Source organism: Nosocomiicoccus massiliensis (assembly GCF_000438455.1).
GTDB classification, from domain to species: Bacteria; Bacillota; Bacilli; order Staphylococcales; family Salinicoccaceae; genus Nosocomiicoccus; species Nosocomiicoccus massiliensis.
Genome location: NZ_CAVG010000096.1, coordinates 17,167 through 31,751 on the forward strand (window position 1 = coordinate 17,167; position 14,585 = coordinate 31,751).

12 protein-coding genes and 2 pseudogenes are annotated in these 14,585 nt (G+C 35.6%); 3 read left to right on the forward strand and 11 right to left on the reverse strand.

The annotated features are described in order from the left end of the window. Window positions 1–2 precede the first annotated feature (2 nt). Together merA and TJ68_RS08400 are read left to right on the forward strand one after the other, a co-directional pair. Window positions 3–1,646, forward strand: coding sequence for a mercury(II) reductase (merA, locus tag TJ68_RS04300; RefSeq protein ID WP_040928939.1), 1,644 nt, complete (start codon window positions 3–5; stop codon window positions 1,644–1,646). Between the two features lie 241 nt (window positions 1,647–1,887). After that, window positions 1,888–3,210, forward strand: a pseudogene (locus tag TJ68_RS08400) (ISL3 family transposase). A gap of 246 nt (window positions 3,211–3,456) precedes the next feature. On the opposite strand, the gene ychF reads toward TJ68_RS08400, so the two are convergent. The 11 genes from ychF to rpmH form a co-directional block, all read right to left on the reverse strand. Next, window positions 3,457–4,557 (reverse strand): redox-regulated ATPase YchF, encoded by a 1,101-nt coding sequence (ychF, locus tag TJ68_RS04310; protein ID WP_040928940.1) that lies wholly within the window; start codon window positions 4,555–4,557, stop codon window positions 3,457–3,459. A 17-nt stretch (window positions 4,558–4,574) separates the two neighbouring features. Next, window positions 4,575–4,760 (reverse strand): DUF951 domain-containing protein, encoded by a 186-nt coding sequence (locus tag TJ68_RS04315; protein WP_040928941.1) that lies wholly within the window; start codon window positions 4,758–4,760, stop codon window positions 4,575–4,577. A gap of 12 nt (window positions 4,761–4,772) precedes the next feature. Next, window positions 4,773–5,702, reverse strand: a complete 930-nt coding sequence (locus TJ68_RS04320; RefSeq protein WP_148449645.1) for a mechanosensitive ion channel family protein — start codon at window positions 5,700–5,702, stop codon at window positions 4,773–4,775. Next, window positions 5,703–6,491: a ParB/RepB/Spo0J family partition protein gene (locus TJ68_RS04325; RefSeq protein ID WP_052327304.1), complete on the reverse strand. Its 789-nt coding sequence runs from the start codon at window positions 6,489–6,491 to the stop codon at window positions 5,703–5,705. Between the two features lie 13 nt (window positions 6,492–6,504). After that, window positions 6,505–7,314 (reverse strand): ParB/RepB/Spo0J family partition protein, encoded by an 810-nt coding sequence (locus TJ68_RS04330; RefSeq protein WP_040928942.1) that lies wholly within the window; start codon window positions 7,312–7,314, stop codon window positions 6,505–6,507. Between the two features lie 13 nt (window positions 7,315–7,327). Beyond that, entirely contained in the window at window positions 7,328–8,044 is a 717-nt protein-coding gene (gene rsmG / locus TJ68_RS04335; RefSeq protein ID WP_040928943.1) for a 16S rRNA (guanine(527)-N(7))-methyltransferase RsmG, read from the reverse strand. A 42-nt stretch (window positions 8,045–8,086) separates the two neighbouring features. Further along, window positions 8,087–9,967 carry a tRNA uridine-5-carboxymethylaminomethyl(34) synthesis enzyme MnmG gene (gene mnmG, locus TJ68_RS04340; RefSeq protein WP_040928944.1) on the reverse strand — a complete coding sequence of 627 codons (1,881 nt, stop codon included), beginning with the start codon at window positions 9,965–9,967 and terminating at the stop codon, window positions 8,087–8,089. A gap of 11 nt (window positions 9,968–9,978) precedes the next feature. Beyond that, window positions 9,979–11,355, reverse strand: coding sequence for a tRNA uridine-5-carboxymethylaminomethyl(34) synthesis GTPase MnmE (gene mnmE / locus TJ68_RS04345; RefSeq protein ID WP_040928945.1), 1,377 nt, complete (start codon window positions 11,353–11,355; stop codon window positions 9,979–9,981). Window positions 11,356–11,367: 12 nt separating this feature from the next. Then, the gene (jag, locus tag TJ68_RS04350; RefSeq protein ID WP_040928946.1) at window positions 11,368–12,225 is read right to left on the reverse strand and encodes an RNA-binding cell elongation regulator Jag/EloR; all 858 of its coding nucleotides are present in this window, start codon (window positions 12,223–12,225) and stop codon (window positions 11,368–11,370) included. A 14-nt stretch (window positions 12,226–12,239) separates the two neighbouring features. Next, window positions 12,240–12,575: a ribonuclease P protein component gene (gene rnpA, locus TJ68_RS04355; protein WP_040928947.1), complete on the reverse strand. Its 336-nt coding sequence runs from the start codon at window positions 12,573–12,575 to the stop codon at window positions 12,240–12,242. A 106-nt stretch (window positions 12,576–12,681) separates the two neighbouring features. Next, complete coding sequence (gene rpmH / locus TJ68_RS04360) at window positions 12,682–12,819, reverse strand: 50S ribosomal protein L34 (protein ID WP_040928948.1); 138 nt, start codon at window positions 12,817–12,819, stop codon at window positions 12,682–12,684. 447 nt (window positions 12,820–13,266) lie between these two features. Between rpmH and dnaA the strand changes: the two are divergent. Next, window positions 13,267–14,585, forward strand: a pseudogene (gene dnaA / locus TJ68_RS04365) (chromosomal replication initiator protein DnaA); the annotation flags it as partial.

Below are 14,585 nucleotides of genomic sequence, written 5' to 3' on the forward strand. Positions count from 1 at the left end.
AAATGACTAAGAAAATCAGTATGAAAGTTAGTGGCATGACTTGTATGGGTTGTGAAGAACATGTAGCAGTTGCACTTGAAAATATTGGTGCCAAGAATGTAGAAGCTAGTTTTCGTCACGGTGAAGTATTATTTGAATTACCCGATGATATTGGGATTGAAAGTGCAAAAAAGGCTATTGATGAGGCGAAATATCAACCTGGAGAAATAGAAGAAATATCATCACAAGAAAATGTGGTGTTAGGTAATGAAGGCGATTATGACTTACTTATCATTGGTTCCGGTGGTTCGGCTTTTTCAGCTGCGATCAAAGCGATTGAATACGGGGCAAAAGTAGCCATGATTGAGCGTGGAACCGTTGGCGGAACATGTGTAAACATTGGCTGTGTTCCATCAAAAACACTTCTTAGGGCTGGAGAAATTAATCATTTAGCAAAAGTAAATCCATTTACGGGATTACAAACATCTGCTGGAGAAGTGGAATTAGCACCCTTAATCAAGCAAAAAGATGAATTAGTGAGTGAGCTTCGCAATCAAAAATATGTGGATCTAATTGATGAATATGGAATTGACTTAATTGTAGGTGAAGCAAAATTTACTGATGAACAGACGGTTGAAGTCAATGGGGAGAAACTTTCCGCAAAACGCTTTTTAATTGCAACGGGTGCATCTCCTTCTCTCCCGCCGATTTCAGGACTTGAAGAAGTGGAGTATTTAACAAGTACAACGCTCCTTGAAATAAAAAAGGTACCTAAACGATTAACGGTGATCGGTTCAGGATATATCGGAATGGAGCTTGGCCAATTGTTTCATAACTTAGGTTCAGAAGTAACGCTTATGCAAAGAAGTGAGCGACTGTTAAAAGAGTATGACCCAGAGATTTCTGAAGTAGTAGAAAAAGCTTTAATTGAACAAGGAATAAACCTTGTAAAAGGGGCAACTTTTGAGCGTGTAGAACAATCTGGAGAGATAAAGAAGGTTCATGTTACAGTAGATGGCAAGAAAAAAGTGATTGAATCAGAGCAGCTGCTTGTTGCAACAGGAAGAAAACCAAATACGGATACGTTGAATTTAAATGCAGCTGGGGTTAAAGTCGGAAAACGAAAAGAAATACTGATAAATGATTATGCTAGAACAAGTAATGAAAAGATTTATGCGGCAGGAGATGTGACTTTAGGACCACAATTTGTATATGTAGCAGCATATGAAGGTGGAATTGTTGCCGATAATGCAATCGGTGGATTAAATAAAAAACTAGATTTATCAGTGGTTCCCGGCGTGACATTTACAAATCCAGGGGTAGCAACAGTTGGTTTAACAGAAGAACAAGCAAAAGAGAAAGGGTATGATGTGAAGACATCTGTATTACCTTTAGATGCTGTTCCAAGAGCAATTGTAAACCGTGAAACAACCGGTGTATTTAAACTAGTAGCAGATGCAGAAACACTAAAAGTATTAGGGGTTCATATTGTATCTGAGAATGCAGGAGATGTCATCTATGCAGCATCATTAGCTGTTAAATTTGGCTTAACGATAGAAGATTTAACAGAAACCCTAGCACCATATTTAACAATGGCTGAAGGGCTAAAATTAGCTGCACTTACGTTCGATAAAGATGTTTCGAAATTATCTTGTTGTGCAGGCTAAGGGAACTTTTTTTACAACTCCCTATTCAAGTGAACCAGCTAATACTGTACTAAAGGTGTGCAGTAGTTTAGCAAAGTCTACAAAAGATTTCATACACTATTTTGCGATCACCCATTATATAAATGCTTTAAGGGATTTTCTAAGTGCATTTGTGGTCACAAAAATAATTTAACACTGATGATTTCGACATCAAATCTATAATTGATACCTTAACACCGCAGAGTAATAAAGGATGAACAATATGTCAGACTTATTATCCCTACCAGACATTAAAACAATAGAACCACCACAAGAAAATGAAACCGATATGATGTTTAAAGTTGAAGCAGTCGGACCACCTGAACGTTGTCCTGAATGTGGTTTTGACAAGTTGTACAAACACAGTTCAAGAAATCAACTAATTATGGATTTGCCCATTCGTTTAAAGCGAGTGGGCTTACAATTGAACCGTAGACGATACAAGTGTCGTGAATGCGGATCTACCTTCTGGGAACGCCTAATATCTGTAGATGAAAAGCGTAGTATGACCAAAAGGCTTTTAAAGTCCATTCAAGAGCAATCCATGTCTAAGACCTTTGTAGAAGTCGCAGAAAGCGTTGGTGTTGACGAGAAAACTATTAGGAACGTTTTTAAGGACTATGTGGCACTCAAAGAACGTGAATACCAGTTTGAAACTCCTAAGTGGCTTGGGATAGACGAGATACATATTATCCGTAGACCTCGGCTTGTATTGACTAATATTGAACGCAGGACTATTTATGACATCAAGCCAAACCGTAACAAGGAAACAGTCATCCAACGTCTTTCAGAAATTAGTGACAGGACTTATATTGAGTACGTCACAATGGATATGTGGAAGCCCTACAAAGACGCAGTGAACACTATCCTTCCACACGCTAAAGTGGTCGTAGATAAGTTTCATGTAGTTAGAATGGCTAATCAAGCCTTAGATAACGTCAGAAAGTCTTTGAAAGCTCATATGAGCCAAAAAGAAAGACGTACCCTTATGCGTGAAAGGTTTATCCTTCTAAAGCGTAAACACGATCTAAATGAACGTGAATCATTCCTCTTAGAGACTTAGTTAGGTAATCTTCCTGCCTTAAAAGAAGCCTATGAACTCAAAGAAGAGTTTTACTGGATATGGGATACTCCTGATTCAGATGAAGGTCGTCTTCGTTATAGTCAATGGAGACACCGTTGTATGTCCAGTAACTCTAAAGATGCATATAAAGACCTCGTGAGAGCCGTAGACAACTGGCATGTCGAAATATTCAACTACTTTGATAAAAGGCTCACTAACGCTTATACGGAGTCAATTAACAGCATTATTAGGCAGGTAGAGCGAATGGGTAGAGGTTACTCGTTTGATGCCTTACGAGCCAAAATCCTTTTCAATGAGAAGCTCCATAAAAAGCGTAAGCCACGATTTAATTCAAGTGCTTTCAATAAAGCTATGTTACACGATAATTTCAATTGGTATGAAGTGAATGATCACGACATTACAGACAACTTTGGTGTCGATTTTTCCACACTTATTAAGAATTTGGAGAAGGGTGATTTATAAGCCCTTTTCCACCATAAAATCCGAATACCCGTTAAAAATATATTCATTTACACAATCAAAATCGAATCTTACTCTATTTGTTTTTCTTGCATGCAGGTAAGGACTAATGTTGGGTTGACTAAGATCAATGTTAAATGGTGTATTCATCTAATAACCCCTCTATAAATTTATAATTATTATAAATCTATATTTAAAATTAATAAATTAAAAACTGCATCATTAAATGATGCAGTTATTGACTAGTGTTTAAACATTAAATCTAAAGTGCACGACGTCTCCGTCTTGCATAATATAATCTTTTCCTTCTAATCGTGATTTACCCGCTTCTTTTACAGCCGCTTCACTACCTAGTTCTACGAGGTCATCGTAACTCATTACTTCCGCACGGATAAATCCTTTTTGGAAATCTGTATGGATAATTCCAGCACATTCTGGTGCTGTCATGCCTTTTTTAAACGTCCATGCACGTACTTCTTGAACACCTGCTGTGAAGTAAGTCGCAAGGCCTAGTAAATCATATGTTTGACGAATTAATTTATCGAGTCCTGATTCTTCAAGTCCGAGTGCTTCTAAAAATTCGTTTTTATCTTCATCGTCGAGTACTGCAATTTCTTCTTCGACACGTGCAGATACTGGTACAACTTGTGCGTCTTCCGCTTTTGCGTAATCGATGATTTTCTTTAAATATTCGTTGTTTTCTAAATCAGCTAATTCATCTTCAGCAACGTTTGCCACGTATATAATTGGCTTTTGTGTTAAGAAGTTTAAATGTTTTACAACTGCTTTTTCTTCAGCTGTTAGTGAAACTGAACGCACTGGTTTATTTTCTTCAAGTGCGTCTTTAATTTTTGTTAATACATCTGTTTCAAACATTGCGTCCTTATCTTTTTGACGTGCCATTTTTTCAACACGTGGTAAGCGTCTTTCGATGCTTTCTAAGTCAGCAAAAATTAACTCCATATTAATTACTTCGATGTCATCAATTGGATCGACTCTACCTGAAACGTGTGTAATGTTGTCGTCATCGAATGCACGAACAACCTGACAAATTGCGTCTACTTCACGGATGTGAGATAAGAATTTGTTACCTAAACCTTCCCCTTTTGAAGCACCTTTTACGATACCTGCGATATCTGTAAATTCAAATGCTGTTGGGACTGTCTTTTTAGGTACGACGATTTCAGTTAACTTATCAAGTCTTTCATCTGGTACATCAACGATTCCGACGTTTGGGTCGATTGTTGCGAATGGATAGTTCGCAGCAAGTGCTCCTGCCTTAGTAATTGCGTTAAATAAAGTAGATTTACCAACGTTTGGTAATCCGACGATTCCTGCTGTTAATGCCATTATTTTCTCTCCTCAAATTAAAATTGTTTGACGTGCTTTACACGTTTTATAAATTCTGGTCTCGGTAACATAATCGTACGATCACACGCTGTACATTTGATTTTGATATCCGCACCAAGACGCGTAACTTTAAATTCATTATTTCCACATGGATGTGGTTTTTTCATCTCAACAATACTGCCAAGCTGGAATTCTTTACTCATATATTAACCTCTTTACTTCTTTTCTTCATTAAATTCCACAGATGGAACACCGAGAATAATTTCATTGTTTTTAAGAAGTGTTTGAATATTTTTACGATAATCACGTAGCACCTGGAATTGTTCCATTGGACGCGTAATAAACATGATTCTATATTGTAATTGACCACTAATGAAATCTTGAACACCGAGTAATTGTGGTGGTTCTACGATACTTTCATTTTTCTGCCAATTTTCTTCAACATATACACTTAATAATCTCTCAACTCGACTAATATCTGTGTCAATCGGTAAATAAAACTCTAAGAACGCAATCGAATTTTCTTTAGAAAAATTCACAACTTCTCCTATTGTACCATTTGGCACCATATACATTTCAGAGTTATAACCTAAAACTTTCGAACTTCTAAGTCCGAGATATACGACTTGTCCTTCTGCAATTGGTGATCCTTGATTTGTAAATTTAACAAAGTCACCTTTGTCGAACTGATTTTCTAAAATGATAAAGAACCCAGTAATCATATCTTTAACTAAACTTTGTGCACCAAAACCGATTGCTAAACCAGCAATCCCTGCCCCAGCGAGTAGTGTTCCAACAGGTATATTAAATATTTCTAATATTGTCACGACAATAACGAACCATCCAAATACCGTCACGCTATTTTGTAACATACTTAGAAGCGTCTTGTTACGCTTTAAACTAATTTGTGCTTTACCAGGACGTAGCGATAATTTTTTTAGTAAGAAATTTTCGATAATCCGATTGACAATTTTTATAATAATCATTCCTAAAATGACTATAAAAATTGACCATAATACACGTTCTCCAACGTTAACCCATAGTTCTACAGATGTGATTTTTTTCCATATCGTATCTAAAAAACTCGTATCTAATGGTGTATCGATCGCTTCGACTGCCATCAACGTTAGCCAGTTTAGAATCATTTAATCCTCTCCTATTTCACTCAGTAATGTGACGAGTCGCTTATACTCTTCAACACTAGTAAAAGATAAAACAATTTGTCCCTTTTTGCCGACTTGCTTAATATCGACATCCGTACCTAACCGTCGTTTTAAGGACTGTTCAACACGTGCGATTGGTGCAGGTTTTTCGACATATTTCTTTTCGGCTTCTTTAGTCGCTTCGAATTTACGTACAAAACGTTCTGTCTCACGAACATTCCACTTTTCATCGACAATTCGTTTAGCGATTTCTTCAATATGTAACTGATTTTTTAAACTGAGTAATGTTCGTCCGTGTGCAGTTGTTAGTTTACCATCTTGTATAAGTTGTATTACTGAATGAGGTAAATTTAATAAACGAATCATGTTTGCGATATATGATCTCGATTTACCGAGTTTTTTTGCCGTTTCTGATTGATTCAGCTTCAAAGTTTCCATATATTTTTTGTAACTCATCGCTTCTTCAAATGGATCTAAATCTTCTCGTTGTAAGTTTTCAAGTATCGCATATGTCATCATTTCTTCATCTGACATTTCTTTGACAATCGCATCGATAGTTTCTAAGTTTAATTCTTTAAACGCACGCCATCGTCTTTCTCCTGCGATTAACGTATACCCGATAACAGTTTGACGAACAACAATCGGTTGAAGTAGTCCGTTTTCTTGTATAGAAGCTTTTAATGCTTTTAACTCTTTTTCGTCAAAATGCAGTCTCGGCTGGTACGGATTCGGTTTGATGTCAGAAACACGAATACTTTCTAAATGACTCATTTCTGCATCTCTCCTACTTTTTAATTTTTATATTAATGATATACGTATCTTCATCTTCTGTTTTTTCACATAACACTTCATGACCGTGACGTTTAATTTTTTGAATTTCATTATCTAAATCATTCATGAGAAATGTCATGTCATCATTAAAGTTTATTTGCGTTTCTTTTTGTTTCAAACGATTTTTAACGAGCTGCTCGGTATCTTTAACAGTTAAGTCTTTGTCTTTTACTTTTTCTAACACTTCGTACTGCATAGCGTTATCTAAAGAAAGCATTGCCCTAGCGTGTCTTTCACTTATATCATTATTTTGTAACGCCGTTATAACGGGTGATGATAGCTTTAGTAATCGCAATTTATTCGCGATAAAGGACTGACTTTTTCCAAGTGAATGCGCGAGATCCTTTTGTGTAATATCATCTATAGATAATAGGTCTTTATATGCAAGTGCTTCTTCGTAAGGAGATAAGTCTTCACGTTGAATATTTTCAATAATCGCTATAACTGCTGCTTCTTGATCTGTAAAATAGCGAATAATCGATTCGACATTTTCAAAATGTAATGATTTTATTGCTCTAAAACGACGTTCGCCTGCGATAATTTCATACATACCTTCTTCGATTGGTCGTAACGTTATCGGTTGAAGTAGACCATGAACTTCAATAGAATCGGCAAGTTCTTTGATCGATTTGTTATCAAATACTTTTCTCGGCTGGAATCTGTTCGGTACGATTTTTTCAACCGGTATTTTTTCAATCTTATCTTCAACGTGACGATCCGTTTTATCGAGTAGATTAAACAACTTTGAAAATGGCTTTTTCAACGTGATTCCTCCTTTACTTTACTAATGGTTTTTTATTCGGTGTACCTGGTTTTCTCGGGAAATCTCTCGGAGTTTTTCGTTTTTTATCGAATTCGATAATATAACGCTCGCTATTTTCATGTGGTAATGATAACGAGAACACTTGACTCAATTCTCCACCAAGTAATTCTAAAGCAAATTCCGCTTCTCTTAACTCTTCTTCTGCCTTTTGACCTTTTAATACGATTAAACGCCCACCTGTACGAACGAGTGGTAAACATAATTCTAGTAATACATTTAATCGTGCAACTGCACGTGCTGTTACGATATCAAACATATGTCGTTGACCATGTTGACCGAATGTTTCTGCACGGTCATGTACTAATGTAATTTTATCTAATTTTAAGTTTGCTGTTAATTCATTTAAAAAAGTAATACGCTTTTTTAATGAATCAACGATCGTTATTTTTAAATCTGGACGAATGATTTTCATCGGTAATGAGGGGAATCCTGCACCTGCACCGACGTCACAAATTGATGCACCTTCTTCGATATCTAAGAAAAATAACGGCGTAATTGAGTCATAGAAATGTTTTTCATACACTTCTTCTTCATCTGTAATTGCTGTTAAATTCATTTTTTCGTTCCATTCGACTAACATTTTAAAGTATATATCGAATTGTTCGAGCTGATAATCTGTCACTTCAATACCTTCGTCTTTTAAATAACTTATAAACTCTTCTCTTGTCATCATTATCCCTCTGAATTTAAGAAAAAAGGCTTAAATAAGCCTTTAATCTTGTATTTTCGCTATTTTCCCTTGTTCGATATAAACGAGTAAGATAGAAATATCTGCTGGGTTAACGCCAGAAATTCTAGACGCTTGTGCGAGATCTAACGGTCTTACTTCTTTTAACTTATCGCGTGCTTCTGACGCAAGTGAATGAATTTGATCGTAGTCGATATTGTCTGGAATACGTTTACTTTCCATACGCTTCATTTTTTCAACTTGCGTTAGAGACTTTTTAATATAGCCATCGTATTTAATTTGAATTTCAATTTGTTCTTTCTCTTCAGGTGAAAGTACGGATTCTTCTTTTAGAATTTCCATAATATCATCGTAATTCATTTCTGGACGACGCAGTAAATCTCTAGCGAGAATACCGTCTTTTAATCGTGATCCACCTTTATTTTCAATAATAGACTGCGTATGTTCATTTGGTTTAATACGAATCGATTCGAGTCTTTCAAGTTCATTTTCAATTCTTGCTTTTTTACTTTGGAATCTCTCATAACGCTCTTCTGATATAAGTCCTTCACGGTATCCAATATCAGTTAATCTTAAATCTGCATTGTCGTGACGTAAAATTAAACGATGTTCTGCACGAGATGTTAATAATCTATATGGTTCCTCTGTTCCTTTTGTTACTAGATCATCGATTAACACGCCGATATACGCATCTGTACGACTTAAAATTAATGGTTCTTTACCAAGTAATTTGTTTGCTGCGTTAATACCCGCGATAATACCTTGTGCAGCCGCTTCCTCATAACCACTTGTTCCGTTAATTTGTCCTGCTGTAAATAAGTTTTCTATTTTTTTAGTTTCAAGTGTTGGCCATAATTGTGTCGGTACGACCGCATCGTATTCAATTGCGTAACCTGTACGCATCATACGTGCATTTTTAAGTCCAGGAATTGTCTTTAACATTTCTTGTTGTACATGTTCTGGCATACTCGTAGATAACCCTTGTACATAGACTTCTTTTGTATGTCTACCTTCAGGCTCTAAGAATATTTGGTGACGTGGTTTATCGTTGAATCGGACAATTTTATCTTCAATAGATGGACAATATCTCGGCCCTGTACCTTCGATAAGTCCAGAATACATCGCTGAAAGATGTAAGTTATCGTTTATAATTTCATGTGTAAATTCATTCGTATGAGTCAGCCAACATGGGAGTTGATCCATATTAAATTCTGTTGTGTCATAACTAAATGCACGTGGTACATCGTCACCAGGTTGAATTTCAGTTTCCTCGTAATCGATTGAGTCTGAATTCACGCGTGGCGGTGTACCTGTTTTAAAACGAACGATTTCAAATCCTAGTACTTTTAATTGATCTGCAAGTTTTAATGAAGGCATTTGATGGTTTGGTCCTGAAGAATATTTTAAGTTTCCTAAAATAATTTCTCCACGTAAAAATGTACCTGTCGTGATAATCACTGCATCACTATAATATTCAGTGTTAATATTAGTACGGACACCTTTTACGACATCATCTTCGATAATTAACGCATCGACCATCGCCTGATGTATGTCTAAGTTTTCTTCATCTTCTAACACTTGCTTCATCACTTTTTGATAATCTAATTTATCTGCTTGTGCACGTAATGCACGAACCGCAGGTCCTTTACCCGTATTTAACATACGCATTTGAATATTTGTTTTATCGACAACTTTTGCCATTTCTCCGCCAAGAGCATCCACTTCTCTTACGACGATACCTTTAGCTGGACCCCCTACTGACGGGTTGCATGGCATAAACGCAATATTATCTAGGTTGATTGTCAGCATTAAAGTTTTTAACCCTTTACGAGCCGTTGCAAGTCCCGCTTCAATACCCGCATGTCCTGCACCGACGATGATACAATCGTATTTATTATGCTCCATAATTTTTCCTCCTATTTTCCTAAACAGAATTGACTAAATAGCTGATCAATCAATTCTTCTGAAACATCTTGGCCAATTACTTCTCCGAGTAATTGCCACGTTTTTACTAAATCTATTTGGATCATATCTACTGGAATATCCATTTCAGCAGCTTCAATCGCATCTATAATGCTTCTATGTGCTTGTTCTAGTAGATGAATATGACGATTATTGGATACGTAAGTCGAATCTTGTATCGAAACACCGCCACTAAAGAATAATTCTTTAATACTTTCTTCTAAATCTTTAATTCCTGTGCCTTTGGTAACAGAAGTTAACACGACAGGAAAATCGTAATCTGATTTTAAAGTATCGATATCAATTTTACCGTCTAAATCTGTCTTGTTGACGATAATGATGACGTTACGGTCTTTTAAATTGTTTAATATTTCTTTATCTTCTTCTGAAAAACCAGTCGTATGATCTAATAGATAAAGTATTAATTCTGCATTTTGTAACGCTTCACGTGAACGTTCGACACCGATTTTCTCAACGATATCTTCTGTTTCACGAATGCCTGCAGTATCTGTGAGTTTTAACGGAATACCATTGACGTTGACGTATTCTTCTAAAATATCTCGTGTTGTACCAGCGATATCAGTAACAATTGCGCGGTTATCTTGAATGAGATAGTTTAATAAAGAACTTTTACCGACGTTTGGTTTTCCGACGATTACTGTATTTAATCCTTCACGTAAAATACGTCCTTCACGTGATGATTTTAATAGGTCTTCGATTTCTGTTTTAATCGTGCGCGATGCTTCGAGTAATTGACGCGTCGTTGCTTCTTCGACGTCATCGTACTCTGGATAATCGATGTTAACCTCAACTTGAGCAAGTACGACTAATATTTCTTGTCGTAAATGTTCAATATACTCTTTTAAGCGTCCTTGCATTTGTTGGTTCGCAATTTTAGACGCGTCATCTGTCTTTGATCGTATGAAGTCCATAATTCCTTCTGCTTGAGATAAATCAATACGTCCATTTAAAAATGCACGTTTTGTAAACTCTCCCGGCTCTGCCATTTCAGCGCCATTTTGTAACGTTAACTGAAGGATATGATTTATTGTATGAATACCACCGTGGCAGTTAATTTCAACGATATCTTCACGTGTATATGTTCTTGGTGCACGCATAACGGCTACCATTACTTCTTCGATTACTTCGTTCGTTTTTGGATCGACGATATGACCGTAATTGATCGTATGAGAGTCTACTTCTTTTAAACTCTTTTTACCTTTATATAGTCGGTCTGCGATGTCGATTGCTTCATCTCCAGAAAGTCTGACAATTGCGATGGCTCCTTCACCAACCGGTGTTGATATACTCGAAATTGTGTCAAATTTCATTGGATTATCCCTCTATTCTCTTTCAATAACAATATGACGATTGGGTTCTTTACCAGCTGAGTAAGTTTTGATATTTGTAACGTTATAAAGAGCGTTATGAATGATCTTTCTTTCATATGCTGGCATCGGTTCTAAATGTACTGGTAAGTTTGTACGTACTGCTTTTTTCGACATATTAATCGCAAGATTTTCAAGTATTTCTTCGCGTTTTTCGCGATAGTTTTCTGTATCGATAATAATTCTTCCGTAACCTTTATATATTCTATTGAAGTAATGCTGGCCAATTTCACTTAACGCATTTAATGTCGATCCACGTTTACCGATGACTTTTGCCGCTTTATCTGCAAATACGTTAATCATTATTGTACGATCGTCGACTGTATAATCTGTATAGTTAGAAATACCCATTTCATTAACGACCGACTGAATATAATTCGCTGTACTTTCGACTGCTTCATCGAACGTAAACTTCGGTTTTTGTACATCAGTTTCTTCATATGAATCGTCTAATTGCTCTTCGTGTTGTTCAACAGTATCTTCTTTCATATCTACAACTTCTTCGATGGTATCTACTTGATTAACGTCTGTCTCTTCTTCAACAATTTCTTGTTCAGTGACTTCTACTTCTGTAGTTTCTTCTAAAGAATCTTCCAGGTGTCTCATTTGAACCGCTTCAATTGTATTTAATTGTTTTAACTCCGGATTAATAATCGTAAGTTTAACTTCAGCTTCTTTTTTCATTAAACCTAAAAAGCCTTTAGAACCTTGTTGTAGTACGTCAATACTGATATCTGACTCTTCGACATTTAAATCGTTTAGACCTTTTTGCAGCGCGTCTTCTACAGTTTCTCCTCTGTAAACTTTATACATGTGTCTATCCTCCATTATTTTATACATTTTGCGATTCGCAAAACGTGTAATAAAGACTTTTCAATGTCGTGATAGTCCATTTCTTTAACAGGCTGTCTTGCAATCACAATGTATTCTGTTGTTTTAAGTGTGTCTTTATGTTGAGTGAAAAATGCGCGGATTCGACGTTTAATTTGATTTCTTTTTACGGCATTGCCTAATTTTTTCGAAACACTTATACCGAGTCTAAAATGTGTTTCATCAGACTTTTCTTTCGTATAAATAACGAATTGTCGATTCGCAACAGACTTACCTTTTTTAAAGACATACTGGAAATCTTTTTGTTTTTTAATACGATACTCTTTTTTCATACAACTGTACCTCTTTATGATTACATATTATACAAAATATAGACATGATATGACACTTTATGAATTGACACAAAAAAAGATCACCTATGACTAGATGATCTTCATATTATGCAGATAATACTTTTCTACCTTTTCTTCTGCGACGCGCAAGTACTTTACGTCCATTTTTAGTACTCATTCTCGCACGGAATCCGTGTACTTTTGAACGCTTGCGTTTATTTGGTTGATACGTACGTTTAGGCATAACTACACCTCCATGTAATCCAATACTATATGAATTTTTCTGTCAATAATTTTAGCAACTACTACATAATAACAGAATCCAAATACCATTTCAATTATTTTTTTGGCATTATTACGTATTCTAACAGATTAAATTAGATGTTTTCTTCGTAAAAATGTGGATAACTTTTCAATGCATTTTAGTTTTCCACCACATTGTGCATAACTTATACACAAAATAACACACATTTAATTATATTTGTGGATAACTTGTGAGTTTGTGGACAATTTTATTGAATCATTGATATATTAACGTCTATCCAGTATAATTTTTATTGAATTCTATGTGAATAACTAAAAATATAAGTGTTTTATCCACATCTGTGGAAAGGTTGTGGATAACTTTTATCACCATTGTTTATATTTTTATCCACAGTATGTGAATTATCTTAAAAGTGAGGTTAAATTTATGGATGGTTTAGGAGAAATTTGGAAAAAGATTTTAGATGAAATCGAACAAAATGTGTCTAGTGCAAGTTTTGGTGTTTGGTTTGCAGACTTAAAATTAGTAGAACTTTCTCAAGAAAATGCAGTGATTGAATCAAGTTCAGAATTTAACCGCAACTGGCTAGAAGATCTTTATAAAGATCTTATTGCACAATCTATCTTTAAAGTTGTCGGTGAATCGCCTGAGATTACACTAATTGTCGCTGGTGAAGAATCAGTAAATTCATCTATAGTTAATGATGAAAAACCAGTTGAACCTACTGAAGAACGTGTATTTAATATTAACGAAGAAAACACATTCGATACATTTGTTATTGGAAATGGAAATAGATTTGCACACGCTGCTTCACTCGCAGTCGCTGAAGCACCTGCAAAAGCATATAACCCACTATTTATATATGGTGGTGTTGGATTAGGGAAAACCCATTTAATGCACGCAATCGGTAACTATATAAAAAAAACACGTCCAGATGCTAAAGTCGCATACCTATCAAGCGAACGTTTTACGAATGATTTTATCAACTCGATTCGTGATAACAAACCTGAAGCATTTAGAAATAAATATCGAAATATTGATGTCTTATTAATCGATGACATTCAATTTTTAGCAGGAAAAGAACAAACACAAGAAGAGTTCTTCCATACATTTAACGCACTTCATGATGAGGATAAACAAATCGTAATTACGAGTGATCGTACGCCAAAAGAAATCCCAACATTAGAAGATAGATTACGTTCACGATTTGGTTGGGGGTTAATTACAGATATTACTCCACCTGACCTTGAAACGAGAATTGCAATATTAAAGAAAAAATGTGAAGAAGCAAACGTCGTCATTCCAAAAGAATCGATGCTATATATCGCAAATCAAATCGATACGAATATTCGTGAACTAGAAGGTGCCTTAACACGAGTCGCGGCATACGCAAAACTAACAAATCAAGAAATGTCTCCAGAAGTTGTTGCGGAAGCTCTAAAAGATATTGTCAAAGAACCAAAACAAAGAAAAATTAGTATAGAAGATATACAAGCAGTTGTCGCAGAACATTACAGCATTAAAATAGATGATTTTAGTTCCAAAAAAAGAACGCGCTCTATCGCATTCCCACGACACGTCGCAATGTATTTATCGCGTGAACTCACAGATAACTCTTTACCAAAAATTGGAGAGATTTTTTGGAGGTAGAGATCATACGACGGTTATTCATGCGCATGAAAAAATTTCTAAATTACTACAAACTGACGAAGAATTCGTAGAGGAATTAAAAGAAACTCGAAAAT